We start from the raw sequence: 25,753 nt of genomic DNA on the forward strand, positions 1-25,753 counted from the left end.
CAGGTGCCACGAGCGCGCTGGATGGTCGAATCGAGTATTGTAAACGTTTGTGTGGTTGGGCCGCTTTCGTGGCCGTCCGGACGTTTTCCGGCCAGTGGCTCGGCCTGGCGGCGCCGTTGTGGCGTTGCGGGTCTCCCGCCAGGCGCGCAGGCGCCGTCCTTTTAACGCGTTCGCCGCCGCGTCTTGCACGTCTCGCGCCGCTTGCCCCGGCTGTTCTTCATTTATCACTTCCTTCGCCGATCCGCTTGCCATGATGTCCGCCGCTTCGTCCGTTCCGCCTCCCCAAGACCAGCCCGCGTGCGCGCGAACGGCCGCGCTGGCCGCATTGAGCGAAAACGATCCGGCCATCAAAGCCGCCACGGTCCGGGCGTTGTACGCCGCCGTCCTCGCGGGCGGCGCGTCATGTCCGACCGACCTCGAACTCGACGAGCCCGCCGGCCTCCCAGGCCGTCCCGCGCGTCCCGAACTGGTTGATCCGCGGCAACTGAAGCGGCGCAGCATGCAGTCGCCGGAAGGCCGCGCGGCTCTGCTGCACGCGCTCGCGCACATCGAATTCAACGCAATCAATCTCGCGCTCGACGCTGTCTGGCGATTCGCCCGCATGCCCGCCGCGTTCTATACCGACTGGCTCAAGGTCGCCGCCGAGGAGGCCTATCACTACTCGCTGCTGGCCGCGCGCCTTGCGGAATACGGGCACGCATACGGCGATTTCCCCGCGCACGACGGCCTGTGGGACATGTGCGAGCGCACCCGCGGCGACGTGCTGGCGCGCATGGCGCTGGTGCCGCGCACGCTCGAGGCCCGCGGCCTCGACGCGTCGCCGCCGATCCGCGCGCGTCTGCAGCAGGCGGGGGATCACGCGTCCGCGGAAATTCTCGACGTGATCCTGCGCGACGAGATTGGCCATGTGCTGATCGGCAATCACTGGTTTCGGCACCTGTGCGCCGCGAGCGGCCTCGATCCGCACCCGACCTACACGCGCCTCGCCGATCAGTATCACGCACCGAAATTACGCGGTCCGTTCAATTTCGAGGCGCGTCGCGACGCCGGCTTCGACGAAGCGGAACTGGCCGCGCTGGCCGGCCTGGACGCCAGACAGCCGGCCGCACCCGTCGCGAACGGCTGAGGTCTGTCGATAATCCGACCCCACGTATCGCCCGGCTGTCTCTATAATCGAACGACCATTCTTTTTTGAGCGTGCCGTTCATGAATACTTCCCGGTCTGAGTTCGTCGCCGTGCGCGGCATCCGTCTGCATGTGCGGCGTTGGGGCAATCCCGGCGCGCCGATGCTGTTCATGCTGCACGGCTGGATGGACGTGGCGGCGTCGTTCCAGTTCGTCGTCGATGCGTTGGCCGGCGACTGGCAGGTGCTCGCGCCCGACATGCGTGGCTTCGGCCTGTCGGACTGGCCGGTGGCCGAGCGCGGCGGCGGCAGCTACTGGATTCCGGACTATCTCGCCGATCTCGACGCGCTGCTCGACCACTACGCGCCCTCCGGCGAGGTGAATCTGGTCGGCCATAGCATGGGCGCGAACATCGTCTGCCTGTATGCGGGCGTGCGGCCCGAGCGGGTGCGGCGCGTGGTCGATCTGGAGGGCTTCGGGCTCGCGCCATCGCACTCGGCGCAAGCGCCCAAACGCCTGCTGAACTGGCTCGACGAATTGCGCGACCCGCCGCAACTGAAGCGCTATGCGTCGCTCGATGACGTCGCCGCGCGTCTCATCAAGACCAATCCGCGCCTCGATCCGCGGCGCGCGCAGTTTCTCGCGCAGCACTGGTCGAAGCCGGACGGCGAAGGACGCCGCATGCTGCTCGCCGACCCGGCGCACAAGTTGCGCGGACCGACCCTGTACCGCCTCGACGAGGTGATGGCCGTGTGGCGCAAGGTCAGCGCGAAAGTGCTGCACGTCGAGGCCGCCAATTCGCCCACGCTCGCGCAGATTGCCGGCGAGATACCGCTCGACGAGTTCAAGGCGCGTTTCCAGGCGTTTCCGAACTGGCGCGAGAAAATCATCGACGGGGCGGGGCACATGGTGCACCACGATCAGCCGGAGCAGGTGGCCGCGTTGATAGAGGGATTTTGTTCCTGAAAAGCGTTGCTTATTGGGAAGGATGGGGCGGGCGGCGCGAGATAGCTCTGCGGTCACTTACTGCGTTGCAGTAAAATGGCTGTAGAACCTTTTCAGGACCAAGATGAACGCCGATCTGCACTGTCACTCCACCGTTTCCGACGGCCAGTTCGCGCCGGCCGACGTCGCGCGCCGCGCGCATGCGGGCGGCGTGACGCTGTGGGCGCTGACCGACCACGACGAACTGGGCGGCCAGCACGAAGCGCGCGCCACCGCCGAGGCGCTCGGCATGGGCTACGTGAGCGGCGTCGAAATATCGGTGACGTGGGCGTCGCGCACCGTGCACATCGTCGGCCTCGGCATCGATGCGACCAGTTCGATCCTGATCGACGGTCTCGCGCGCACTCGCGACGGCCGCGCCGCGCGCGCCGAGGCGATCGGCGAGCAACTGGCCGCGCTCGGCATCCCCGATGCCTACCAGGGCGCGATTCAGTATGTGTCGAACCCGGACATGATTTCGCGCACGCACTTCGCGCGCTTCATGGTCGAGAAGGGCTACTGCACCTCCACGCAAGACGTGTTCAACCGCTTTCTCGGTGACGGCAAACCGGGCTACGTGGCGCATCGCTGGGCCAAGCTGGCGGACGCGGTCGGCTGGATCCGGGCGGCCGGCGGCGAGGCGATCATCGCGCATCCGGGCCGCTACGCGTACTCGCCGGTCGAATTCGACGCGTTTTTCGCCGAGTTCATCGATCTCGGCGGCAAGGCGATCGAAGTGGTGACCGGCAGCCACACGCCCGATCAATACCGCGAATATGCGGACGTCGCGCGCCGCTTCGGTTTCGAGGCGTCGCGCGGGTCCGACTTCCACGCAGCCGGCGAAGGCCGCATCGACCTCGGCGCGCTGCCGCCGTTGCCTTCCGATCTCAAGCCCGTCTGGGAACGCTGGCTGTGATCGCGCGTCGTGCCGGGGCGGCACGTCACGCGCGAGAACCGGCCGGCGGCGCATGTCCGTTTGCGCCGCTCCTGCCGCCGGTCAGCCGTATCCGGGCCGCACTCCGGCCGCAGTCCGCCCGGCTTGTCTCGCGGTTCGCCCGAAGTTAGCTCGCAGTTTCCCGATCGCCACCGATAGCACCGATAGCCACCGTTAGCCGCCATGTCCCAATACTTCCGGCTTCACCCTGACAACCCGCAGCCGCGCCTCGTTAAACAGGCCGTGCAGATCATCAAGGACGGCGGCGTGGTCGCGCTGCCGACCGACTCGAGCTACGCGCTAGCCTGCCAGCTCGACGACAAGGACGCGGCCGAGCGCCTGCGGCGGATTCGCGGTCTCGACGAAAAGCAGTTGCTGTCGCTGCTGGTGCGCGACCTGTCGGAACTGTCGAACTTTGCGATGGTGGACAACCGGCAGTACCGGCTGATCAAGTCGGTGACGCCGGGTCCGTACGTGTTCGTATTGCAGGCCACCAAGGAAGTGCCGCGCCGTTTGTCGCATCCGTCGCGCAAGACCATCGGTCTGCGAGTGCCGGATCACGCGATCACGCTGGCGATTCTCGAGGAACTCGGCGAGCCGCTGATCGGCTCGACGCTCATCATGCCCGGCGAAACCGAGCCGCTGAACGACCCCGAAGAAATCCGCGCCCGCCTCGAAAAGCAACTGGAGCTGGTGATCGACGGTGGCGCCTGCGTGTGCGAGCCGTCGACCGTGATCGATCTGACCGGCGCTGAGCCGGTGCTGGTGCGGGCAGGGCGCGGCTCTCTCACGCCCTTCGGTCTCGAAGAGACGGCCTGAAAACGGCGCAAACGCGGCAAGAGTGAAAGCGGACAGACGCACGCAATCGCGTTGTTACAATAGCGAGTTATGGATTCTTCCCTGATACAGACGATTGCGGTGTACGCGTTGCCGGTCATTTTCGCGATAACGCTGCACGAAGCCGCGCACGGCTACGTCGCGCGTTGGCTCGGCGACAATACCGCCTACGTGCTCGGCCGCGTGTCGATCAATCCGATGCGGCACATCGATCCGCTCGGCACGATTGCGATTCCGTTGCTGCTCTACTTCGCCACCAGCGGCGCGTTCATGTTCGGTTACGCGAAGCCGGTGCCGGTCGCCTTCGGCAACCTGCGCAATCCGCGCTGGGGCAGTTTGTGGGTCGCGGCGGCGGGTCCGGCGTCCAATTTCATCCAGGCGCTCATCTGGGGCCTGTTCGGCATCGCACTGGCGGTGTTCAATGTCGACGAACCGTTTTTCACGCGCATGGCTGGCGCGGGCGTCGGCGTGAACCTCGTGCTCGGCGTGCTGAACCTGTTTCCGCTGCCGCCGCTCGACGGCGGCCGCGTGCTGATGGCGCTGCTGCCGCCGCGCCAGTCGATCGCGCTGTCGCGGCTCGAACCCTACGGTTTTTTCATCGTGATGGCACTGGTCATGACCGGCACGCTGACGCGTTATTGGCTGAATCCGCTGGTGACGCTCGGCTACAGTGCGATTACCGCAATCCTGACTCCCCTTGTTTCGCTTTTCTAAATAATCATGTTCCCAGACCGTATCTTCTCCGGCATGCGGCCCACCGGGTCGCTGCACCTCGGCCACTATCACGGCGTGCTGAAAAACTGGGTGCGGCTGCAGTCCGAATACCCGTGTTTCTTCTGCGTAGTCGACTGGCACGCGCTGACAACGCACTACGAAACGCCCGAAGTGATCGAAAAGAACGTCTGGGACGTGCTGATCGACTGGCTGGCGTCCGGCATCGACCCGGCGCAGGCGACGCTGTTCATCCAGAGCAAGGTGCCCGAGCACGCGGAGCTGGCGCTGCTGCTCGGCATGAGCACGCCGCTCGGCTGGCTCGAACGCGTGCCGACCTACAAGGAGCAGCAGGAGAAGCTGAAGGACAAGGACCTGTCCACCTACGGCTTTCTCGGCTACCCGGTGCTGATGGCGGCGGACATTCTGCTGTATCGCGGCTCGCTCGTGCCGGTCGGCGAAGACCAGGTGCCGCACGTCGAAATGACGCGTGAAATCGCGCGCCGTTTCAACTACCTGTATGGCCGCGAGCCGGGCTTCGAGCAGAAGGCCAACGAAGCCGCGAAGAAGCTGGGCGGCAAGCGCTCCAAGCTGTATCACGAGTTGCGCAATGCGTACCAGCAGGAAGGCGACGACGAGGCGCTCGAACAGGCGCGCGCGATGTTGCAGGAGTCGCAGAGCCTGTCGATGAGCGATCGCGAGCGTCTGTTCGGCTACCTCGAAGGTTCGCGAAAGATCATCCTGGTCGAGCCGCAGGCGATGCTGACCGAAGCGTCGCGCATGCCGGGTCTGGACGGGCAGAAGATGTCGAAGTCGTATGGCAACACGATCGGCCTGCGCGAGGACGCGGAAACCATCACGAAGAAAGTGCGCACCATGCCGACCGACCCGGCCCGCGTGCGCCGTACCGATCCGGGCGATCCGGACAAGTGCCCGGTGTGGCAGCTGCACCAGGTGTACACCGACGAAGCCACCCACGAGTGGGTGCAGAAGGGCTGCCGTTCGGCGGGTATCGGTTGTCTCGACTGCAAGCAGCCGGTGATCGAAGGCATTCTGCGCGAACAGCAGCCAATGCTCGAACGCGCACAGAAGTACATGGACGATCCGTCGCTGCTGCGCGCGATCGTCGCAGATGGCTGCGACAAGGCCCGCAAGTTCGCGACGGAAACGATGCGCGACGTCCGCGAGGCCATGGGCCTGTCGTACAACTGAGCCGTTCACGTACGTCGATGAGCACGCCCGCCGCCATCCATGGATTGGGTGAGCCGTCGCACTGGGTGCGCCAATGGGCGCATCTGGTCGCGGCCGGCGGCGCGGTGCTCGACGTCGCGTCGGGAGCGGGGCGGCACGCGCGGTTCTTCGCGTCGCGGGGGCATCCGGTGACCGCGCTCGATCGCGATGCCGCCGCGCTCGACATGCTGCGCGGCGAGCCGCTCATCACACCGCTTGCCGCCGACCTCGAAGGCGCCGCGTGGCCGCTCGCCGGCGACGCGAAATTTGCTGCCGTCGTCGTGACGAACTATCTGCACCGGCCGCTTTTCCCGCAGCTTCTGCATTCGCTCGCGCCCGGCGGCGTACTGGTTTACGAGACCTTCGCGCAAGGCAACGAAAGCGTCGGCAAGCCGTCCAATCCGGCGTTTCTACTCGCGCCCGGCGAACTCCTCGACAGGGTGCGCGGCCAGCTCCGGGTGGTCGCATTTCAAGATGGTTTTCTCGCGCAGCCGCGCCCGGCCTACGTCCAGCGGATTTGCGCAATTCTGGAGGCGGAGCGCCCAGACGACCCCGCGCAGGCGGCATCCCCGCCTTGTTACGAGTTGGCTGGCTAATCCGCTACAATCGCGGTTTACCTGATCAAATTCATGGCGTTTCATGACTAACGGCAACCAAAGCGGCACTCGCAGCAACGACAGCGTTCAGATTCGCGGCAGCATTCCTGCCATCATCACCCCGATGCTCGAAGACGGCAGCCTCGATCTGCCGGCGTTTCGCAAACTGATCGACTGGCACGTCGCGGAAGGCACCGATGCGCTCGTCGTGGTCGGCACGAGCGGCGAGTCGGCCACGCTGTCGGTCGAAGAGCACGTGTTGATGGTCAAGACCGCGGTCGAGCACACGGCGGGCCGGATTCCGGTGATCGCGGGCTCGGGCGCCAACTCCACCACCGAGGCGATCGAACTCACGCAACACGCGAAAGACGTCGGCGCGGACGCGACGTTGCAGGTCGTGCCGTACTACAACAAACCGACCCAGGAAGGCATCTATCGCCACTTCGCGAAGATCGCCGAGACCGTCGATCTGCCGGTGATCCTGTACAACGTGCCGGGCCGCACCGTCGCGGACATGAGCAACGACACCATCCTGCGTTGCGCGCAGGTGCCGGGCATCGTCGGCGTGAAGGAGGCGACCGGCAACATCGAGCGCGCCGCGCAACTGATCAAGGCGGCGCCCGCGCATTTCGGCATCTACAGCGGCGACGATCCCACCGCGATTGCGCTGATGCTGCTCGGCGGCCACGGCAATATTTCGGTTACTGCGAACGTCGCGCCGCGCGCGATGAGCGAGCTGTGCAAGGCGGCCCTCGCGGCGGACGCAAAGACCGCGCGCGAGATTCATCTGAAGCTCCTGTCGCTGCATAAGAACCTGTTCATCGAATCGAATCCGATTCCGGCCAAATGGGCACTGCAGCAACTGGGTCGTGTGCAGGGCGGCATCCGCTTGCCGCTTACGCCGCTTGCCGAGCAGTACCACGACGTGGTGCGCGCCGCGCTGCGCGAAGCAGGGCTGCTGGGCTAAGCGGTTCGACCGCGGCATCCAGCAGCGCCACCGAAGACTGCCACCGGCATTCCCTTAACCGACGTCGATCCAGCCCACGTTCCCGGCACACAGAACCAGGCACCGCGTTCCAGCATCACGAAGGACCTCATGAAACGTTCCGCACTTTCCCTCCACGCAACCCGCATGGCGGCGCTGGCGCTTGCCCTGACGACGCTCGCCGGCTGTGACACGCTGAACGACTGGTTCGCTTCCGACCGCGTCAACTACAAGGTCGCGGCGAGCGCGCCGCCGCTCGCCGTTCCCGGCGATCTGAGCACCTCGCCGACCGATCAGCGCTACGTCGCACCGCCCGCCAATCTGGCGCTGGGCGGCGCAACGGCGCGCAACGTCACGGCGGCCGGCAACGCGACAGAAGGCAAGCCGACTGAGCAGGACCCGTTCGGCATGCACATCGAGCGTGACGGCGATCGCCGCTGGCTGGTGGTCGACGGCCGCTCGCCGGAGCAACTGTGGCCGCAACTGCAGGAGTTCTGGCAGGAAAACGGTTTCGTCCTGAAAACGGACGCGCCGGCTACCGGCATCATGGTGACCGACTGGGCGGAAAACCGCGCGAATATTCCGGACGACTGGTTCCGCCGCACGGTGGGCAAGGTCATCGACTTCGCGTACTCGTCGGGTACGCGCGACAGCTTCCGCACGCTCGTGTCGCGCGGGCCGTCTGACACCACGGACATTTCGGTCACGCATAGCGCGATGGAAGAAATGCTGACGGGGCAGGACAAGACGTCGTCGCGCTGGGAAGAGCGTCCGCGCGATCCGGCGCTCGAAGCGATGTTCCTCGCGAAGCTGATGGAGAAATTCGGGCTGACCGAAGCGCAATCGAAGCAACTGCTGACCGATGCGCGCCCGGCTACCGCGCCGGCAACGATCGACAAGAGCGCGGGCTCGTCGACGCTCGACCTGCAGGAATCGTTCGACCGTGCATGGCTGCGCGTCGGCCTCGCGCTCGACCGCACCAACTTTACCGTCGACAACCGCGATCGCGCGAAGGGCATCTACTATGTGCGCTACGCGGACTCGATGCAGGAACTGAAGCGCGAAGGGTTGTTCGGCAAGCTGTTCTACAGCGGCACCTCGACCAAGAAGCCGGGGCAGGAATTCCTCGTCAACGTGCGCGCGAAGGGTGACTCCGTGACGCAGGTGGCCGTGCTCGACGCGAATGGGCAGGTCGACACGTCGTCCGACGCGCAGCGCATCGTGACGTTGCTGCACGCGCAACTGAACTAGGCGGACCGTGCGGTTCGCGAGTCTCGGCAGCGGCAGCGAAGGCAATGCGCTGCTGGTGGAAGCGCAGAGCGGCGCAACCACCACGCGCGTGCTACTCGACTGCGGGTTTTCGGCGCGCGAGGTCGAGCGGCGTCTGGCGCGGATCGGCGCGAGCGTCGAGGGTCTCGACGCCATTCTGATCACGCATGAACATAGCGATCACATCGGCAGCGCGCTGACGCTGGCGCGCAAGTGGTCGATTCCGTTGTACATGAGCTGGGGCACCGCGCGCGCAGTAGGCGCCGACGAAGCCAACATCGACCTGCAGGTGCTGTGGGGCGACGAGGCGGTGGCGGTCGGCGACCTCAGCATCCTCCCTTACACCGTCCCTCACGACGCCCGCGAACCGTTGCAATACGTGTTCTCGAACGGCGCGAGCCGGCTCGGCGTGCTGACCGACGTCGGCACGTCCACCCCGCATATCAGCGCGGTGCTGAGCGGTTGCGACGCGCTGGTGCTCGAATGCAATCACGACGTGCGGATGCTCGCGGGCAGCCGTTATCCGCAATCGCTGAAGGCGCGCATTGGCGGCAATCACGGGCATCTGAACAACGACGCGGCGGCGGACATTCTGGCTTCACTCGACCGTTCGCGTCTTCGCCATCTGGTCGCTGCGCATTTGAGTCAGCAGAACAATCTGCCGGAGCTGGCGCAGGCGGCGATGGCCGCTGTGCTAGGCGCGGCGCCTACCGAAGTGGTGGTCGCTTCGCAGGCAGAGGGGTTTGCGTGGCTGAGCGTGTGATGCCCGGTTGGTCGTGATCGCCACTTCACAGGTTCAGGCCGCGAAGCCTGGCGGCGGCGCAATGAAAAAAGCCCATAACGATTGCTCGTTATGGGCTTTTTCTTTTCAGGGCGCGGCGTTCCGCGAACGTTGCGCCCGTGTCGAACTTCTTAGTTGCGGTTGCCGCCAAAAATGCCGAGCAGCGCGAGCAGGTTGACGAACACGTTGTACAGGTCCAGATAAATCGCGAGCGTAGCGGTGATGTAGTTCGTCTCGCCGCCGTTCACGACGCGTTGGACGTCGAACAGCATATAGGCCGAGAAGATCACGATGGCCAGCACCGAAACCGTCAGCATCAGCGCCGACAGTTGCAGGAACACGTTCGCGACCGAAGCCAGCAGCAGCACGATCACGCCCATGAACAGCCACTTGCCGAGGCCGGAAAAGTCGCGCTTGCTGACCGTGGCGATGGTGGCCATCGCGGTGAATATCACACCAGTGCCACCGAACGCGAGCATGATCAGCGACGGGCCGTTCGAAAAACCGAGCACGAAGCTGAGAATGCGCGACAGCATCAGGCCCATGAAGAACGTGAAGCCGAGCAGCACGAACACGCCGACCGAACTGTCTTTGGTTTTCTGGATCGCAAACATGAAGCCGAAGGCGATCGCGAAGAACGCCAGCATGCTCATCGCCGGGCTGGTGGCCGCGAACAGCGAGAAGCCGGTGGCGAGACCTACCCATGCGCCGAGCACGGTGGGAATCATGGACAGCGCGAGCAGCCAGTAGGTATTCCGTAGTACGCGGTTGCGCGTTTCGACCGTGCTGACGGCGCCATTGCGGCCAAAGCTATACGGATGATCGTTCATGGTCTCTCCTTACCTCAGAAGCGTGTTTCGTGATGGTGATACGGCGGTTTGTGGTGCGTCGGCAGGAATGGTTTGCCGCCAGGCGCGTAAGCTGTTCATCCCTAAGATTAGCGCGGGAGCACGGAGTTTCAATACCTCGAAATGCCCCCCACGGCCTACGCTACCAGTATTTTGGAACGCGCGCCGCGATTCTTTCAGCGCTGTAAGGGTTCAATCGCAATCATACACGGGAACATGCTACAATAGCGGATTCATTTGAATCTGTAACCTCTTAATTTTTTGGAGTTTTTATGGCGATCGAACGCACCCTGTCGATTATCAAGCCGGACGCAGTGGCCAAGAACGTGATCGGCCAGATCTACACCCGTTTCGAAAACGCGGGTCTGAAGATCGTGGCATCGCGCATGGTTCACCTGTCGCGCGCTGACGCAGAGAAGTTCTACGCCGTGCACGCTGCACGTCCGTTCTTCAAGGATCTGGTCGAATTCATGATTTCGGGCCCGGTGGTCGTGCAAGCGCTGGAAGGCGAGAACGCGATCCTGAAGCACCGTGACCTGATGGGCGCAACGGACCCGAAGAAGGCGGAAAAGGGCACGATCCGCGCCGACTTCGCCGACAGCATCGACGCTAACGCCGTTCACGGCTCGGACGCTGCTGAAACCGCAGCGGTCGAAATCGCGTTCTTCTTCCCGCAAGTGAACGTCTACTCGCGTTAAGCCGGGCGCCAAGCCGCGCATATGCCGGTTTGCTTCGCGCGATTCGTGCAGCCGATCCGTTTTATCGCACGAATCGCCCGGCAAAGTAGTAAGGTAAAAGCAGCAGGAATGGGCGCGAACGGCATTGCGTTCATGCAGCTTGTTGCATGAACGCAGTCTCGCACTGAAATGGCAGGATTCGATATGACGAGCAGTCCCACCGTCAACCTTCTCGACCTCGACGCCCAAGGGCTTGTCGCGTACTGCGACAGCCTGGGCGAGAAGCCGTTTCGCGCCAAGCAATTGCAGCGCTGGATTCATCAGTACAACGCTGCCGACTTCGACGGCATGACTGATCTCGCGAAGTCCTTGCGCGAAAAGCTCAAAGGGCGCGCTGAGATCACGATGCCCGGCATCGTCAGCGATCATATTTCGACCGACGGCACACGCAAGTGGCTGATCGACGTCGGCAACGGCAACGCGGTTGAAACCGTGTACATCCCCGAAGAAACGCGTGGCACGCTGTGCGTATCGTCGCAGGCCGGGTGTGCGGTCAACTGCCGTTTCTGTTCGACCGGCAAACAGGGTTTCTCCCGCAATCTCTCCACCGGCGAAATCATCGGCCAGTTGCGCATGGCCGAGTTCGCGCTGCGCGCGTCGCGCGGCGTGGCGGGCGGCCGCGCCACGGGCGGCGACGGCAAGGGCGAGCGGGTCGTCACGAATGTCGTGATGATGGGCATGGGCGAACCGCTGCTCAATTACGACGCGGTCGTGCCGGCCATGCGCCTGATGCTCGACGACAACGCATACGGCCTTTCGCGCCGCCGCGTCACGCTGTCCACTTCGGGCGTCGTGCCGATGATGGACCGCCTCGGCGCGGATCTGCCGGTGGCGCTCGCGGTCTCGCTGCATGCGCCCAGCGATCCGCTGCGCGACATGCTGGTGCCGCTGAACAAGAAGTACCCGCTGCGTGAATTGATGGCGGCTTGTCAGCGTTATCTGAAAGTCGCGCCGCGCGATTTCATTACGTTTGAGTACTGCATGCTCGACGGGGTGAACGACAGCGAAGCGCAAGCGCGCGAATTGCTGGCCGTGACGCGCGACGTGCCGTGCAAATTCAATCTGATTCCGTTCAATCCGTTCCCCGAATCGGGCCTCATCCGCTCGAAGCCGGAACAGATCAAGCGATTTGCACAAGTGTTGATGGACGCGGGCGTCGTCACCACGGTGCGCAAAACACGCGGCGATGACATCGACGCTGCCTGCGGTCAGCTGGCCGGTGCGGTGCAGGACCGCACGCGCCTTGCTGAGCGCACCGGGAAGGCGGCCAAGGTGATCGAGGTTCGCGCCGTGTAATCGTATGGTGAGCGTTCTGTATGGCAAGGCATCGGCGTTCGCTGGAAGTCCAGCCAATCCGAACGTCTTGGTGCCACCGTCGATTGAAAAGAAAGTTTGCAGAAGCGATCGGAAGCGGCACACAAAGCCGCGCATTTTGTTATAAACGGTCTGCGATTCGGGCGCGAGGCTTTGGCCCGTCCGGGTGGCACGAGTGAAAAAAGAATCGACGCGAAAGGATTTGGGATGAGTGAGCCGCAGCACCCGCAGCCGCACGACACAGACACGAACGAAGGCCATCCGGCGCCGGTCGCCCGGGCGGTCGTGCAGCCTGTTGTGCAATCGAACCTGGATTCGTTGGCGGCGGTTGGCGCGCGCTTGACCCAATTGCGTGAATCGAAGGGCTGGTCGATCGAAGACGTGTCGGCCCGATTGAAGGTTTCAGTCATCAAGTTGCAAGCGCTCGAATCGGGCGACATCAGCCATTTGCCGGATACGACCTTCGCGCTCGGCGTGGTGCGCAGCTACGCGAAGATGCTCGGCGCCGATCCCACGCCGTTCACGCAGGCGTTGCGCCGCGAGACGGGTGTGCCGGCGCCGGATCTGTCGATGCCGGCGTCGTCGGGTAAGGATTTGCCGCGCGGCCGGGTTTCGCTGTCGCTCGGCGGCAGCGGGCAGAAGAGTCGCTCGTGGCTGTGGGGCGTCGCGGCGGTGGTCGTCGCGGTGATCGCGCTCGCGATGTGGCACACCAACGGCGGTGACTCGACCGCGTGGCTCGCGCGTTTGAAGGCGAGCGCGAACGGTAGTGCCGCGACCGGCGCATCGGGCGCGGTCGCGCAGAGTTCATCGGCGGATGCGGCGGCGCAGGAGGGCGCGTCGGCGCCGCAAGCGCAGGCTGCCGAAGATAACGCAGCGTCGGGAACGCCGATGCCCGCGCCGCTGGCCACCGGTACCGCGCCGTCATCGGCGCCCGCGGTCACGGCCATGCCCACGGCTCCGAAGGCCGGCTCGCAGGGTCAGGCCGCCGCGGCACCGGGCGCGAGCGCGCCGGCCGTCGTGGCGGCCGCATCGGGAGTCGCGGCGGCGCCAGCCGCAGGTGAGGCGATCGTCGCGCTGCGCGTGACGCAGGACAGCTGGTTCAGCGTGCGCGGCAAAGATGGCAAGGAAGTATTCTCCGGCCTTGTGCACGCAGGCGATACGAAGGAAGTAACGGGCGAGGCGCCGTTCCGGATCACACTCGGCAACAAGGCCGGTCTCGAGTCGCTGACGCTCGACGGCCAGCCGGTCGATCCGGCGAAATATTCGGCGGCCAAGGGAAATGTGGCACGCTTCGCGCTGCCTTGACAGATACGGTATGCGCCGCGGCCAACCGGTCCGCGGCGCTTTTTCAATTCAGGCGCTACGTTTTTTGTGTAGCGCATGCGGCGTAAATGGGTTTTTCGATGCAATCCGAAGCTCAATCCCGATCCAGTAGCAAGATCGTTTCTAACGAACCGGTGTTCGGCGGCCAGGCTGCGCGGCGCAAGTCGCATGCGGTCGACGTCCGTTGGGGCGGCCAGCTCGTCACCATCGGCGGTGACGCGCCGGTGCGCGTGCAGTCGATGACCAACACCGACACGGCGGACGCGATCGGCACCGCGATCCAGATCAAGGAGCTGGCGCAAGCCGGTTCGGAACTGGTGCGTATCACGGTGAACACGCCAGAAGCGGCCGCGGCCGTGCCGGCCGTACGCGAGCAGCTCGACCGCATGGGCGTGTCGGTGCCGCTGGTCGGCGACTTCCACTACAACGGCCATCTGCTGCTGCGCGATTACCCCGCGTGCGCGGAGTCGCTGTCGAAGTACCGGATCAATCCCGGCAACGTCGGTCACGGCGCAAAGCGCGACACGCAGTTCGCGCAGATGATCGAAGCCGCGGTGAAGTACGACAAGCCGGTGCGGATCGGCGTCAACTGGGGCAGTCTCGATCAGGACCTGCTTGCGAAGATGATGGACGAGAACGCCTCGCGCGCCACGCCGTGGGAAGCGCAAAGCGTGATGTACGAAGCGCTGATCCAGTCGGCGATCGGTTCGGCCGAACGCGCGGTTGAACTCGGCCTTGGACGCGACAAGATCATTCTGTCGTGCAAGGTCAGCGGTGTGCAGGATCTGATCGCCGTGTACCGCGAACTCGCGCGCCGTTGCGAATTCGCGCTGCATCTCGGCTTGACCGAGGCAGGCATGGGTTCGAAGGGTATCGTCGCATCGACCGCGGCGTTGTCGGTGTTGCTGCAGCAGGGCATCGGCGACACGATCCGCATCTCGCTCACGCCTGAGCCGGGTGCGTCGCGTACCGGCGAGGTGATCGTCGGCCAGGAAATCTTGCAGACCATGGGTCTGCGCTCGTTCACGCCGATGGTGATCGCGTGCCCGGGTTGTGGCCGTACCACCAGCACGCTGTTCCAGGAACTGGCGTCACAAATCCAGACGTATCTGCGCACACAGATGCCGGTGTGGCGCGACCAGTATCCTGGCGTCGAGAAGATGCACGTCGCGGTGATGGGCTGCATCGTCAACGGTCCCGGCGAATCAAAGCAGGCCAATATCGGCATCAGCTTGCCGGGCTCGGGCGAGAACCCGGCCGCGCCGGTGTTCATCGACGGCGAGAAGGTCAAGACGCTGCGCGGCGAGAACATCGCGCAAGAATTCCAGCAAATCGTGAGTGACTACGTCGAGCGCCGCTACGGCCGCGCCGAAGCACTCAACTAAATATCGGCTCTCGAAACACAGATGACTGAACAGAAGAAAAAGCTCGAAAAGCTCTCCGGCGTGAAGGGCATGAACGACATCCTTCCGCAGGAAGCCGGGCTCTGGGAATTTTTCGAAACCACCGTCAAGTCGATGCTGCGTTCGTACGGATATCAGAATATTCGCACGCCGATCGTCGAACATACGCAGCTGTTCAAGCGCGGTATCGGCGAAGTGACCGACATCGTCGAAAAAGAGATGTACAGCTTCACCGATGCATTGAACGGTGAAAACCTGACCCTGCGCCCCGAGAACACGGCGGCGGTGGTGCGCGCGACGATCGAACACAACATGCTGTACGACGGTCCGAAGCGTCTGTGGTACATCGGTCCGATGTTCCGTCACGAGCGTCCGCAACGCGGCCGCTATCGCCAGTTCCATCAGGTCGGCGTGGAAGCGTTGGGCTTCGCGGGCCCGGATGCCGACGCTGAAATCATCATGATGTGCCAGCGGCTGTGGGACGACCTCGGCCTGATGGGCATCAAGCTCGAACTCAATTCGCTGGGCCTCGCCGAAGAGCGCGCGGCGCATCGCGTCGAACTGATCGCGTACCTCGAAAAGCACATGGACGTGCTCGACGAAGAAGCGAAGCGCCGTCTCTATACGAACCCGCTGCGCGTGCTGGATACGAAGAATCCGGCGATGCAGGAAGTCGCACAGAACGCGCCGAAGCTGATCGATTTTCTCGGCGAAGAATCGCGCGCGCACTTCGAAGGTCTGCAGCGCATCCTGAAGGCGAACAACATTCCGTTCACGATCAATCCGCGTCTCGTGCGCGGTCTCGATTACTACAACCTGACCGTGTTCGAATGGGTGACCGACAAGCTCGGCGCGCAAGGCACGGTTGCGGCGGGCGGCCGCTACGATCCGCTGATCGAGCAGCTCGGCGGCAAGCCGACGGGCGCATGCGGTTGGGCGATGGGCGTCGAGCGGATTCTCGAATTGCTGAAGGAAGAGCAACTCGTGCCCGAGGCCGAAGGCTGCGACGTGTACGTGGTCCATCAAGGGGATGCCGCGCGCGAGCAGGCCTTCATCATCGCGGAACGGCTGCGCGATACAGGTCTCGACGTGATCCTGCATTGCAGCGCAGACGGTCAGACGGCCAGCTTCAAATCGCAGATGAAGCGCGCCGACGCGAGCGGCGCGGCGTTCGCGGTGGTGCTCGGCGAAGATGAAATCGCCAATGGCACGGTCGGCGTCAAACCGCTGCGAGATACAAATGCTAACGGCGGTAAAAACGAGCAACATAACGTGCCCGCCGAAGACTTGACCGAATTTCTAATCAATGCGATGGTTGCAACCGCCGAAGACGGCGACGACTGATCGCGATGTCGTCGGGCCGGTTGGCTCGACACGCACACGTATCAAGAAAGAGGAAAGCGCCGGGCAATGAGTTACCACGACGAACAAGAATCGATTGAAAGTCTGAAGACATGGTGGGCGCAGTGGGGTAATGCAACCACGTGGATCGTGCTGGTGGCACTGGTTGCAGCAGCCGGCTGGAACGGCTGGAATTTCTGGCAGCGGCGCCAGGCGGCGGAAGCCGCAGTGCTGTATGACCAGGTGCAGCAGGCCGTGGCGTCGGGCGACAAGGCCCGTATCACGCGCGCCGCCGCCGACATGGAAGACAAGTTCAGCCGTACCGCGTATGCGCAGATGAGCGCACTGGGCGCCGCCAAGGCGCTCTATGCCGCGGGCGACGAAGCCGGTGCGAAGGCCCAGTTGCAATGGACCATCGATCACGCGAAGGACGACGAGTTCAAGCAACTCGCGAAACTGCGCATGGCTTCGCTGCTGCTTGACGAGAAGGCTTACGAGCAGGGCCTCGCCTTGCTTGCCGAGCCGCAATCCGACGCGTTCAAGGGCATCGTGGCGAATCGCCGCGGCGACCTGCTTGCCGCCCAGGGTAAGCGCGACGACGCGCGCACGGCCTACAAACTCGCGCTCGACTCGCTGTCGAAAAACGACAGCTCGGCACGCCAGTTGATCCAGTTCAAGCTCGACGCGCTGGGTGGCTGATCGCCACGCGCTGCGCGCCGCATGAACGACCAACGGTCTCCTTTAATCAATTTCCTAATGCTTCGTCCACCGATGAATCTGCTGAAACGTTACGCTGTGCCCGTTATCTGTGCGATGACCGTCCTTACGATGGCGGCTTGCTCATCCACGAAAGACGAGCGCCGTGTGCCGACGCCGCTCACCGAGTTCAAACCCGTGCTCGACGTGCAGCAGGCGTGGACGGCGAGCGTAGGCAAGGCAGGTCGTTACCTGTTCGCGCCGGTCGCGGTCGGCAATGCGGTGTTCGCGGCCGGCGCGAACGGCTCGGTTGCGAAGATCGACGCGCAAACCGGTAAGGATATCTGGCGCGTCAAGCTGCGCGACGACCTGTCGGCGGGTGTCGGCAGCGACGGCACGCTCACGGCGGTCGGCGGTCTGAAGGGCGACGTCTACGTGCTCGGCGCGGACGGCAAGCAGTTGTGGACCGCGAAGGCGCCCGGCGAAATCATTTCGCCGCCGCTAGTCGGCAACGGCCTCGTGGTGGTGCGCACGGTCGACGGTCAGCTGGTCGCTTTCAACGCGCAGACCGGCGAGCAAAAGTGGAATTACCGCAACCGCGCGGTGCCGCTCAATCTGCGGGTGTCGGCTGGCATGACCTTCGCGGGTGACGCGGCCGTGCTGGCCGGCTTCCCGGGCGGCTCGTTCTCCGCGATCAACCTGCAAACCGGCGACGCCTTCTGGCAGACGCCGGTGTCGTATCCGAAGGGCGTGACGGAAGTCGAGCGCATCAACGACGTAACCGGTCCGCCCACGCTGGTCGGTTCGCAAACCTGCGCGGTGACGTTTCAGGGGCAGATTGGCTGCTTCGACGCGAACTCCGGCCGCGTCGTATGGGAAAAGGCGTTTTCGAGCACGAGCGGTCTGGCGCAGGATGACCGCACGGTAGTGGCCGCCGACGACTGGTCGGTGGTATCAGCGTTCGACGTCAACACCGGTGCGGTGCAGTGGAAGAACGACAAGCTGAAGAACCGCGATCTCGGCGTGCCATTCCTGCTGGGTCGCGCCGCGGTGCTCGGCGACTATCAGGGTTTCGTGCACTTCCTGTCGGCGGCCGACGGCACGCTCGTCGCACGCATGAAGACCGACGGCAGCGCGATTACCGCGGCCCCGGTGCTGGCCGGTGAAACGCTGGTCGTGCAGACGCGCGACGGCGGCCTGTACGGCTATCGTCCTCGCTGATCGCGCAAGGCTCGCCGTCAAGCGCGCAGGCCGGCTTCGCCGGCCGCGCGCGTTTCTGTTGCGGTGGTCCTGGCCGTTTTTGAATGTTGGTCGTGTCGTCGAGCAAGTAGAAGAATTCCGCCGGACTGGCTGGTCCGGCAAGTCGGATCAGATATGGCGCGTGTAGCTCACGTGGCCATAGGTGGCTGCTTGCGGCGCCACCTTCGACGGCAGCACAGCGCCACCGTCATCGAACGGGCGTGCGAGCCGTCGGGCAGGAAAGACTGAATCTGGCGGCCCATTGGCGCTGCCCATACAGCCAAACTCCCGGCCGCCCCGGTGCGCATATCAATGGCACATCCGGGGCTGGCCGAATTCGTGATAATTTTCGTCAAACGCTGCCGTGTAGCGGCCGCATGGCGTCGCTACGCGGCCGGTCGATTTCGATCCCGCGTTTCACCGTGAACAACATCTGATGAAACCCGTTATTGCCCTCGTTGGGCGCCCCAATGTGGGGAAATCCACGCTGTTCAACCGCCTCACGCGCACGCGTGACGCGCTGGTTGCCGACCTGCCCGGTCTCACGCGCGACCGCCATTACGGCGAAGGGCGCGCCGGCGAGCGGCCGTATCTGGTCGTCGATACCGGCGGCTTCGAGCCGGTCGCGAAGGACGGCATCCTGCACGAGATGGCGCGTCAAACGCGCCAGGCGGTCGAAGAATCCGACATCGTCGTGTTCATCGTCGACGGCCGCAACGGTCTCGCGCCGCAGGACAAGTCGATCGCCGACTATCTGCGCAAGGTCGGCCGGCCGATCTTCCTCGTCGTCAATAAGGCGGAGGGGATGAAGTACACGACGGTGGCCGCCGATTTCTACGAACTCGGTCTCGGCGACCCGCGCGCGATCTCGGCCGCGCATGGCGACGGCGTCACCGAAATGATCAACGAGGCGCTCGGCGTCGCGTATGCCGGTCAGCCGGAAGAAAGCGACGACGAGAAAGAAACGCGCGGCGTGAAGATCGCGATCGTCGGTCGTCCTAACGTCGGCAAGTCGACGCTGATCAACGCACTGGTGGGCGAAGAGCGCGTGATCGCGTTCGACATGCCGGGCACCACGCGCGATTCGATCTACGTCGACTTCGAACGGCAGGGCAAGCCATACACGTTGATCGATACGGCAGGTTTGCGCCGTCGTGGCAAAGTGTTTGAAGCGATCGAAAAGTTCTCGGTGGTGAAGACGCTGCAATCCATCTCGGATGCGAACGTCGTGATCCTGCTGCTCGACGCGCGCCAGGACATCTCCGAACAGGACGCGCACATTGCCGGCTTCGTGGTGGAGCAGGGCCGCGCGCTGGTGGTGGGCGTGAACAAGTGGGACGGTCTCGATCCGCATGTGCGCGACCGCACCAAGGCGGACCTCGAGCGCAAACTAAAATTTCTCGACTTCGCCAAATTCCATTTCATTTCCGCGCAGGAAAAAACCGGAATTGGTCCGCTGATGCGTTCGGTCGACGACGCGTATTCCGCCGCGATGGCCAAGCTGCCGACGCCGAAGCTCACGCGCGCGCTGATCGATGCGGTCGAATTCCAGCAGCCGCGCCGACGCGGTCCGGTGCGGCCGAAACTGCGTTACGCGCACCAGGGTGGACAGAATCCGCCGATTATTGTGATTCACGGCAACGCACTCGATGCGATCACGGAAACGTATAAACGCTACCTCGAAAACCGCTTCCGGGAAACTTTCAAGCTGACCGGGACTCCATTGCGGATAGAGTTCAGATCATCGACGAACCCTTACGCGGACAAAGGCTGAAACCCGCGTGTGTGCTGGGTTTGGGCGCACGGCCCGAGCCCTCGCGCCAAAACGAAAATCGGCTATAGTGTAGCGGTCGACGGCGGATCTCTTTTTCTTCGTCGTCGATTCAGTCAACCTGCAAAAAAATACGGAGTTTGCTATGAGCAACAAAGGGCAATTGTTACAAGACCCGTTTTTGAACGCACTGCGTAAAGAGCATGTGCCGGTGTCGATCTACCTGGTCAACGGCATCAAGCTTCAAGGGAACATCGAATCGTTCGACCAGTACGTCGTGTTGCTCCGGAATACGGTCACCCAGATGGTCTACAAGCACGCAATCTCGACAGTCGTGCCAGCCCGCCCGGTGAATTTCCACCCGGATTCCGAACAGTCCTAACCCCCGTCGCGGCCGGCGTAGCGTCGCCCGTTGGCGATTACTCCCGGCCGCCTCATTTTGATACCCTCCAATTTGATCAATGCAGCGCTTGTCGGCATCGACTTCGGTAAGATCGATTTCGAAGCCAGTCTCGAAGAACTCAGCCTGCTCGCGCAAAGCGCGGGCGCGAATCCCTTAGTCACCCTCACCGGACGCCGCTCCAGTCCCGACGCCAAGATGTTCGTCGGCAGCGGCAAGGCCGAAGAATTGCGGCTCGCGTGTGAGGCGAACGACATCGAACTCGTGATCTTCAACCATGCTCTGGCGCCTGCGCAGCAGCGCAATCTGGAGCAGGCGCTTAACCGGCGCGTGGTCGATCGCACCAGTCTCATACTCGATATTTTTGCGCAACGCGCCCGCAGCCATGAAGGCAAGCTGCAGGTGGAGCTCGCGCAGCTGCAGTATCTGTCGACCCGGCTGATTCGCGCGTGGACCCACCTCGAACGCCAGAAAGGCGGTATCGGTTTGCGCGGTCCCGGTGAAACGCAGCTCGAAACCGACCGCCGTTTGATCGGCGAGCGCATCAAGGCGCTCAAGACGCGGCTCGAAAAACTGCGCCGTCAGCACGGCACGCAGCGTCGCGCGCGCAGCCGTAATCAGACGATGTCGGTGTCGCTGGTCGGCTATACGAACGCGGGCAAGTCCACGCTCTTCAACGCGCTCACGAAGGCGCAGGCGTATGCCGCCGATCAATTGTTCGCGACGCTCGACACGACTTCGCGGCGCGTCTATCTCGGCGACGAAGCGGGGCAGGTGGTGGTGTCCGACACGGTCGGCTTCATTCGCGAATTGCCTCACCAACTGGTCGCGGCGTTTCGCGCCACGCTCGAGGAAACCATTCACGCGGATCTGTTGCTGCATGTGGTCGATGCATCGAGCGCGGTGCGCCTCGACCAGATCGATCAGGTGAACGAGGTATTGCACGCGATCGGCGCGGACACGATTCGCCAGGTGCTGGTGTTCAACAAGATCGACGCGGTGCCGGAGTTGGCGGCCCGTGGCGACGCGGTTGAGCGGGATGAGTATGGTAATATTTCGCGCGTCTTTTTGAGCGCGCGCACCGGGCAAGGGCTGGATACGTTGCGTGCTGCCATCGCTGAAATCGCTACTGCCGAACCGCTTACCGACATGCTGATCGATCAGTCGGAAGAAGACCGGTCGGCCGCACCACGCGACGACGACCGCAAGGTTCCAGAACTCGGGCACTGACCCGTTCCAATTGCACTGACCCGCTGTCTACTCTGGTGAACGAACACAGGTGAACGATTACAACGAGCGGAGTATCTGGCTGCGCATGCGAGCCTTGCTTTCACTGAACGATCCGCGCTGGGGCCGGGGCGACGGCAATGGCGACCGGCAACGGCCGAACGATCCCAAACGTCCGCCGAAAGACGGTGAAGGTCCACCCGATCTCGACGAGATGTGGCGCGACTTCAACCGTCGCCTGAGCCGGATCTTCGGACGCAAGGGCGGCGGTGCGGGCGGCGGCCGTCCGGACAACGGACGTGGCGCGCGCATCGGCGTGGGCATCGTGATCGGCGTGTTGATCGCGATCTATCTCGGCAGCGGCGTGTTCGTCGTGCAGGATGGCCAGGCCGCGGTCGTGATGCAGTTCGGCAAGTATCGCTACACCGCTGGGCAGGGGGTGCACTGGCGTTTGCCGTATCCGTTCGAAGCGCATGAGTTCGTCAATATCGGCCAGGTTCGCCAGGTCGAGATCGGCCGCAACAACGTGGTGCGTCCGGCGAACGTGAAGGACGCATCGATGCTCACGCACGACGGTGATATCGTCGACGTGCGCTTCGCGGTGCAGTACCAGGTGCGCAAGCCCACCGACTATCTGTTCCGCAGCGTCGATCCCGATCTGAGCGTGACGCACGCCGCGCAGGCGGCGGTGCGCGGCATCGTCGGCGCGCGCAGCACGAACGAAGTTCTCGGTCAGGATCGCGAAACAATGCGTCAACAACTGGTGGCGGCGATCCAGCAATCACTCGATCAGTACGAATCGGGTCTCGCCGTGACGGGCGTGACGATCCAGAGCGTGCAGGTGCCCGACCAGGTGCAGGCCGCGTTCGACGACGCCGCCAAAGTGCGGGCGGAAAACGAGCGCGCGAAACGCGATGCGCAGGCCTATGCGGCGGATCTGTTGCCGCGTGCGCAAGCCGACGTGGCGCGACAGATCGAAGAAGCGAAAACCTATAGCGAGAAGACGGTGGCCCAGGCGCAAGGCGAGGCCGACCGCTTCAAGCAGGTCTACGCCCAGTACTCGAAAGCGCCGGCCGTGATTCGCACGCGCATGTACATGGAAACGATGCAGCAGATCTACTCGACGACGACCAAGGTGTTTGTGGATAGCAAGAACGGCAACAACGTGCTGTATCTGCCGCTCGACAAGCTGGCCGAGCAGGCCCGCCAGCGGGTCGCCGACGCGGCAACCGCCGCGCCGGGCGCAGCGGCAGCCGGCGCGCCGCAAGCGGCGAGCGCCGTGGCGCCGTCGGGTGCTTCCGCAGCTGTCGTGGGAGCCGCATCGGGGGCCGCCGCGAGCCAGCCTACCGCCAGCGGCGCCGCGCTGCGCTCACGCGAAGCCTTCCGCAATCGCATGCGCGAAGACGACGTTCAATAAGGAGCGCACAACATGAACAAGATCATTGCGCTCGTCGTGGCTCTCGTCGTCGTGCTGTTCGCGGCTTCGTCGATGGTGTTCATCGTCGATCAGCGACACATGGCCGTGTTGTCGTCGCGTGGCGACACGCCGTCCACGTTGCTCGGGCCGGGGCTACACGTCAAATTGCCGCCGCCGTTGCAAACCGTCACGCTGGTCGACAACCGTATTCAATCGCTCGACGCACCGGACGAAGACCGCTTCGCCACGTCGGATAAAACGGATCTGCTGGTCAATCCGGTCATCAAGTTCCGCGTGACCGATCCCGTCAAGCTGCTCGCCGAAACCAGGGGCGATGTGCAGAGCCTGCCGGACCGGCTCGCGCTGCTGTCGCGCAGCGCGCTCGGCGATGCGTTCGGCAAGTTCACGCTGACCGATGCGCTCGCCAAACAGCAAAGCGTCGCCGACGAAGCGCGCGGTGCGATGGACAAGAGCGCGGCGTCGCTGGGCGTGTCGGTGGTCGACCTGCAACTGACGCGCGTCGATTTCCCGGCGGAGATGACCGATTCCGTCTTCAAGCGGATGATCGCCGCACGCGAACAGATGGCCGCCGACGAACGCGCGAAGGGCGCGGCCGAGGCCAACCAGATCAAGGACGACGCGCTCGCCAAACAGCAGGCGGTGCTCGCCGAAGGCTACGGCGAGGCGCAGGCCATCCGCGGCGAGGGCGATGCGAAGGCCGCGGAAATCGCTGCCGAAGCATTCGGCAAGGATCCGCAGTTCTACCAGTTTTACCTGAGCATGCAGGCATACAAGAAGACCTTCAAGCCGGGCGACCTGATCGTGGTCGATCCGAACAATGAGTTCTTCCGCTTCATGCGTAGTCCGACCGGCGGCGTTGCGCCGGACGCTCCCGCGGCCTCGCGCAAACACTGATAACCGGAAGGCCGCGGCATCCGCATCGCGGCCTCTTCAATTCGCATGGATATAGCCGGCTCGTTATTGCTCGCGATCGCATTGATGCTGATTATCGAGGGGATGTTTCCCTTCGTTTTTCCGGCCGCCTGGCGCGACACCTTCCGTAAAATAGCGGAACGGCCCGCGCATCAGATTCGCATCGGCGGCCTGGTCGTGATGGTGCTCGGGTTGATCCTGCTGTTTATCGTGACTTGACGGGGCCACGCCGCGACCCAGCAGCGCGTGTTCGCGCAGCCGCTCGCGACGGCAGGCGTTGCAATGCGCGCCCGGTCTTCCGGAAAAGCGCCCTTGCGGACCGCACCAACGCCTGCGTTAGCCGCCAGAATCGAGCCGCCGCCCGCCATTCACACACTCACTTACCGGCGCCTTCGGCCGCCGTGTTCAACGTCGTAGGACTGTATCGATGTCGACCTGGTTACTTCCCGAGAATATTGCCGACGTGCTGCCGTCGGAAGCCCGCAAGATCGAAGAGTTGCGACGCCACTTGCTGGACCGTTTCCGCTCGTACGGCTATGAGATGGTCATGCCGCCGCTGCTCGAGTACATCGAGTCGCTGCTGACGGGCGGCGGTCACGATCTGAATCTGCGTACCTTCAAGCTAGTCGATCAACTGTCGGGCCGCACGCTCGGTCTGCGCGCCGACATCACACCGCAGGTTGCGCGTATCGATGCGCATCTGCTGAACCGTCAGGGCGTCACGCGTCTTTGCTATGCGGGCAACGTCGCGCATACGCGGCCGCGCGGCCTGCACGCGACGCGCGAACAGATCCAGATCGGCGCGGAAATTTACGGTCACGCTGGCCTCGAGGCGGACCTGGAGATCCAGCAACTGATGCTCGACGCGCTGCGCCTCGCCGGCCTCGCGAAAGTGCGTCTCGATCTTTGCCACGCGGGTGTGCTCGCGGCATTGATCGAAGCCGAGCCGGCCGCGGCCGACCTCGGCCAGTCGCTGTACGACGCGTTGGCGGGCAAGGACGTGCCGCGCCTGATCGAACTGACGGCGGGGCTCACGCCGGTCATTCGTGACGCGTTGCGCGCGCTGCCCACGCTGTATGGCGACGCGTCGGTGCTCGACGAAGCGCGTGCGCGCCTGCCGAACGCGCCGGCCATTGCCCGCGCGCTCGACGACCTCGCGTTCCTCGCGGGTCAGGTGGACGGCGCCGAAGTGATGATCGACCTCGCCGATCTGCGCGGCTACGCGTACCACAGCGGCGTGATGTTCTCGGCGTATGTCGATGGCGTGCCGAATGCGGTGGCGCGCGGCGGCCGTTACGACCACGTGGGCCAGGCGTATGGCCGGGCTCGCGCAGCAACCGGCTTTTCGCTCGATCTGCGTGAAGTGGCGCGGATCTCGCCGGTCGAAGCGCGCAGCAGCGCCATTCTCGCGCCGTGGCAACACGACGACGCGCTGCGCGTGAGCGTCGCCGCATTGCGCGATGCCGGTGAAGTGGTGATCCAGGCGCTGCCCGGTCACGAGCACAGTCTTGATGAATTCGCGTTCGACCGCGTGTTGGTCGAGCGCAACGGTGCTTGGGTCGTCGAGCCGCGCGCCTGAGCGCGTTCCGGTTAGCCCTTGCGGGGACCATCCCCGGCACCTGTCAGACGGCGGCGAACGCGTCGCCGAACGA

At 64.0% G+C, this 25,753-nt stretch carries 25 protein-coding genes; 24 read left to right on the forward strand and 1 reads right to left on the reverse strand.

Annotated features, from left to right (window positions below; translation table 11 throughout):
* The first annotated feature begins 250 nt into the window (after positions 1–250).
* The 10 genes from BGI01S_RS04550 to BGI01S_RS04595 all read left to right on the forward strand — a co-directional run bounded on the left by BGI01S_RS04550 (position 251) and on the right by BGI01S_RS04595 (position 9,434).
* Positions 251–1,126, forward strand: coding sequence for a ferritin-like domain-containing protein (locus BGI01S_RS04550; RefSeq protein WP_042322791.1), 876 nt, complete (start codon positions 251–253; stop codon positions 1,124–1,126).
* 80 nt (positions 1,127–1,206) lie between these two features.
* A complete protein-coding gene (locus BGI01S_RS04555; RefSeq protein ID WP_042324377.1) occupies positions 1,207–2,091 on the forward strand; it encodes an alpha/beta fold hydrolase in 885 nt (294 codons plus the stop codon).
* A gap of 103 nt (positions 2,092–2,194) precedes the next feature.
* Positions 2,195–3,025, forward strand: a complete 831-nt coding sequence (locus BGI01S_RS04560; protein ID WP_042322793.1) for a 3',5'-nucleoside bisphosphate phosphatase — start codon at positions 2,195–2,197, stop codon at positions 3,023–3,025.
* A gap of 201 nt (positions 3,026–3,226) precedes the next feature.
* The gene (locus BGI01S_RS04565) at positions 3,227–3,862 is read left to right on the forward strand and encodes an L-threonylcarbamoyladenylate synthase (protein ID WP_042322796.1); all 636 of its coding nucleotides are present in this window, start codon (positions 3,227–3,229) and stop codon (positions 3,860–3,862) included.
* Between the two features lie 69 nt (positions 3,863–3,931).
* Positions 3,932–4,594: a site-2 protease family protein gene (locus tag BGI01S_RS04570; RefSeq protein WP_042322797.1), complete on the forward strand. Its 663-nt coding sequence runs from the start codon at positions 3,932–3,934 to the stop codon at positions 4,592–4,594.
* A 6-nt stretch (positions 4,595–4,600) separates the two neighbouring features.
* Positions 4,601–5,803 (forward strand): tryptophan--tRNA ligase, encoded by a 1,203-nt coding sequence (locus tag BGI01S_RS04575; protein WP_042322799.1) that lies wholly within the window; start codon positions 4,601–4,603, stop codon positions 5,801–5,803.
* A 17-nt stretch (positions 5,804–5,820) separates the two neighbouring features.
* Positions 5,821–6,417 (forward strand): class I SAM-dependent methyltransferase, encoded by a 597-nt coding sequence (locus BGI01S_RS04580; protein ID WP_042322801.1) that lies wholly within the window; start codon positions 5,821–5,823, stop codon positions 6,415–6,417.
* Between the two features lie 43 nt (positions 6,418–6,460).
* On the forward strand, positions 6,461–7,384 hold the full coding sequence (dapA, locus tag BGI01S_RS04585) for a 4-hydroxy-tetrahydrodipicolinate synthase (protein WP_042322803.1): 924 nt from the start codon (positions 6,461–6,463) through the stop codon (positions 7,382–7,384).
* Between the two features lie 129 nt (positions 7,385–7,513).
* Entirely contained in the window at positions 7,514–8,653 is a 1,140-nt protein-coding gene (bamC, locus tag BGI01S_RS04590) for an outer membrane protein assembly factor BamC (RefSeq protein ID WP_042322805.1), read from the forward strand.
* Between the two features lie 7 nt (positions 8,654–8,660).
* Positions 8,661–9,434, forward strand: a complete 774-nt coding sequence (locus BGI01S_RS04595; RefSeq protein WP_042322807.1) for an MBL fold metallo-hydrolase — start codon at positions 8,661–8,663, stop codon at positions 9,432–9,434.
* A gap of 149 nt (positions 9,435–9,583) precedes the next feature.
* Here the strand turns inward: BGI01S_RS04595 and BGI01S_RS04600 are convergent, their stop codons facing one another.
* Positions 9,584–10,282: a Bax inhibitor-1/YccA family protein gene (locus BGI01S_RS04600; RefSeq protein WP_042322809.1), complete on the reverse strand. Its 699-nt coding sequence runs from the start codon at positions 10,280–10,282 to the stop codon at positions 9,584–9,586.
* 290 nt (positions 10,283–10,572) lie between these two features.
* Between BGI01S_RS04600 and ndk the strand changes: the two genes are divergently transcribed.
* From ndk to BGI01S_RS04670, 14 genes are all read left to right on the forward strand, one after another.
* A complete protein-coding gene (gene ndk, locus BGI01S_RS04605) occupies positions 10,573–10,998 on the forward strand; it encodes a nucleoside-diphosphate kinase (protein WP_042322811.1) in 426 nt (141 codons plus the stop codon).
* A gap of 183 nt (positions 10,999–11,181) precedes the next feature.
* Positions 11,182–12,333 (forward strand): 23S rRNA (adenine(2503)-C(2))-methyltransferase RlmN, encoded by a 1,152-nt coding sequence (rlmN, locus tag BGI01S_RS04610; protein WP_042322812.1) that lies wholly within the window; start codon positions 11,182–11,184, stop codon positions 12,331–12,333.
* A gap of 225 nt (positions 12,334–12,558) precedes the next feature.
* On the forward strand, positions 12,559–13,656 hold the full coding sequence (locus BGI01S_RS04615; RefSeq protein ID WP_042322814.1) for a helix-turn-helix domain-containing protein: 1,098 nt from the start codon (positions 12,559–12,561) through the stop codon (positions 13,654–13,656).
* A gap of 86 nt (positions 13,657–13,742) precedes the next feature.
* Positions 13,743–15,059 carry a flavodoxin-dependent (E)-4-hydroxy-3-methylbut-2-enyl-diphosphate synthase gene (gene ispG / locus BGI01S_RS04620; protein ID WP_042322815.1) on the forward strand — a complete coding sequence of 439 codons (1,317 nt, stop codon included), beginning with the start codon at positions 13,743–13,745 and terminating at the stop codon, positions 15,057–15,059.
* Positions 15,060–15,080: 21 nt separating this feature from the next.
* Positions 15,081–16,421, forward strand: coding sequence for a histidine--tRNA ligase (gene hisS / locus BGI01S_RS04625; RefSeq protein WP_042322817.1), 1,341 nt, complete (start codon positions 15,081–15,083; stop codon positions 16,419–16,421).
* A gap of 66 nt (positions 16,422–16,487) precedes the next feature.
* Positions 16,488–17,117: a YfgM family protein gene (locus BGI01S_RS04630; RefSeq protein WP_042322819.1), complete on the forward strand. Its 630-nt coding sequence runs from the start codon at positions 16,488–16,490 to the stop codon at positions 17,115–17,117.
* A gap of 72 nt (positions 17,118–17,189) precedes the next feature.
* Positions 17,190–18,335 (forward strand): outer membrane protein assembly factor BamB, encoded by a 1,146-nt coding sequence (gene bamB, locus BGI01S_RS04635; protein WP_042322821.1) that lies wholly within the window; start codon positions 17,190–17,192, stop codon positions 18,333–18,335.
* A 454-nt stretch (positions 18,336–18,789) separates the two neighbouring features.
* Complete coding sequence (gene der / locus BGI01S_RS04640) at positions 18,790–20,127, forward strand: ribosome biogenesis GTPase Der (protein WP_042322823.1); 1,338 nt, start codon at positions 18,790–18,792, stop codon at positions 20,125–20,127.
* 142 nt (positions 20,128–20,269) lie between these two features.
* Positions 20,270–20,506: an RNA chaperone Hfq gene (gene hfq / locus BGI01S_RS04645; protein ID WP_006051315.1), complete on the forward strand. Its 237-nt coding sequence runs from the start codon at positions 20,270–20,272 to the stop codon at positions 20,504–20,506.
* Positions 20,507–20,563: 57 nt separating this feature from the next.
* The gene (gene hflX / locus BGI01S_RS04650) at positions 20,564–21,754 is read left to right on the forward strand and encodes a GTPase HflX (protein ID WP_174447379.1); all 1,191 of its coding nucleotides are present in this window, start codon (positions 20,564–20,566) and stop codon (positions 21,752–21,754) included.
* Positions 21,755–21,803: 49 nt separating this feature from the next.
* Complete coding sequence (gene hflK, locus BGI01S_RS04655) at positions 21,804–23,168, forward strand: FtsH protease activity modulator HflK (protein WP_042322826.1); 1,365 nt, start codon at positions 21,804–21,806, stop codon at positions 23,166–23,168.
* 12 nt (positions 23,169–23,180) lie between these two features.
* Positions 23,181–24,083 carry a protease modulator HflC gene (hflC, locus tag BGI01S_RS04660; RefSeq protein ID WP_042322828.1) on the forward strand — a complete coding sequence of 301 codons (903 nt, stop codon included), beginning with the start codon at positions 23,181–23,183 and terminating at the stop codon, positions 24,081–24,083.
* 45 nt (positions 24,084–24,128) lie between these two features.
* The gene (locus BGI01S_RS04665; RefSeq protein ID WP_042322831.1) at positions 24,129–24,320 is read left to right on the forward strand and encodes a DUF2065 domain-containing protein; all 192 of its coding nucleotides are present in this window, start codon (positions 24,129–24,131) and stop codon (positions 24,318–24,320) included.
* Between the two features lie 208 nt (positions 24,321–24,528).
* Positions 24,529–25,680: an ATP phosphoribosyltransferase regulatory subunit gene (locus tag BGI01S_RS04670; protein ID WP_042322833.1), complete on the forward strand. Its 1,152-nt coding sequence runs from the start codon at positions 24,529–24,531 to the stop codon at positions 25,678–25,680.
* The last annotated feature ends 73 nt before the right edge of the window (positions 25,681–25,753 follow it).

The sequence above is a fragment of the Paraburkholderia ginsengisoli NBRC 100965 genome, assembly GCF_000739735.1.
Lineage (GTDB): Bacteria > Pseudomonadota > Gammaproteobacteria > Burkholderiales > Burkholderiaceae > Paraburkholderia > Paraburkholderia ginsengisoli.

Bases quoted from the DNA above. Each gene is read 5' to 3' on its own strand.
- BGI01S_RS04550 (WP_042322791.1), top strand. From the start codon at position 251: ATGATGTCCGCCGCTTCGTCCGTTCCGCCTCCCCAAGACCAGCCCGCG.
- BGI01S_RS04555 (WP_042324377.1), top strand. From the start codon at position 1,207: ATGAATACTTCCCGGTCTGAGTTCGTCGCCGTGCGCGGCATCCGTCTG.
- BGI01S_RS04560 (WP_042322793.1), top strand. From the start codon at position 2,195: ATGAACGCCGATCTGCACTGTCACTCCACCGTTTCCGACGGCCAGTTC.
- BGI01S_RS04565 (WP_042322796.1), top strand. From the start codon at position 3,227: ATGTCCCAATACTTCCGGCTTCACCCTGACAACCCGCAGCCGCGCCTC.
- BGI01S_RS04570 (WP_042322797.1), top strand. From the start codon at position 3,932: ATGGATTCTTCCCTGATACAGACGATTGCGGTGTACGCGTTGCCGGTC.
- BGI01S_RS04575 (WP_042322799.1), top strand. From the start codon at position 4,601: ATGTTCCCAGACCGTATCTTCTCCGGCATGCGGCCCACCGGGTCGCTG.
- BGI01S_RS04580 (WP_042322801.1), top strand. From the start codon at position 5,821: ATGAGCACGCCCGCCGCCATCCATGGATTGGGTGAGCCGTCGCACTGG.
- dapA (WP_042322803.1), top strand. From the start codon at position 6,461: ATGACTAACGGCAACCAAAGCGGCACTCGCAGCAACGACAGCGTTCAG.
- bamC (WP_042322805.1), top strand. From the start codon at position 7,514: ATGAAACGTTCCGCACTTTCCCTCCACGCAACCCGCATGGCGGCGCTG.
- BGI01S_RS04600 (WP_042322809.1), bottom strand. From the start codon at position 10,282: ATGAACGATCATCCGTATAGCTTTGGCCGCAATGGCGCCGTCAGCACG.
- ndk (WP_042322811.1), top strand. From the start codon at position 10,573: ATGGCGATCGAACGCACCCTGTCGATTATCAAGCCGGACGCAGTGGCC.
- rlmN (WP_042322812.1), top strand. From the start codon at position 11,182: ATGACGAGCAGTCCCACCGTCAACCTTCTCGACCTCGACGCCCAAGGG.
- BGI01S_RS04615 (WP_042322814.1), top strand. From the start codon at position 12,559: ATGAGTGAGCCGCAGCACCCGCAGCCGCACGACACAGACACGAACGAA.
- ispG (WP_042322815.1), top strand. From the start codon at position 13,743: ATGGGTTTTTCGATGCAATCCGAAGCTCAATCCCGATCCAGTAGCAAG.
- hisS (WP_042322817.1), top strand. From the start codon at position 15,081: ATGACTGAACAGAAGAAAAAGCTCGAAAAGCTCTCCGGCGTGAAGGGC.
- BGI01S_RS04630 (WP_042322819.1), top strand. From the start codon at position 16,488: ATGAGTTACCACGACGAACAAGAATCGATTGAAAGTCTGAAGACATGG.
- bamB (WP_042322821.1), top strand. From the start codon at position 17,190: ATGAATCTGCTGAAACGTTACGCTGTGCCCGTTATCTGTGCGATGACC.
- der (WP_042322823.1), top strand. From the start codon at position 18,790: ATGAAACCCGTTATTGCCCTCGTTGGGCGCCCCAATGTGGGGAAATCC.
- hfq (WP_006051315.1), top strand. From the start codon at position 20,270: ATGAGCAACAAAGGGCAATTGTTACAAGACCCGTTTTTGAACGCACTG.
- hflC (WP_042322828.1), top strand. From the start codon at position 23,181: ATGAACAAGATCATTGCGCTCGTCGTGGCTCTCGTCGTCGTGCTGTTC.
- BGI01S_RS04665 (WP_042322831.1), top strand. From the start codon at position 24,129: ATGGATATAGCCGGCTCGTTATTGCTCGCGATCGCATTGATGCTGATT.
- BGI01S_RS04670 (WP_042322833.1), top strand. From the start codon at position 24,529: ATGTCGACCTGGTTACTTCCCGAGAATATTGCCGACGTGCTGCCGTCG.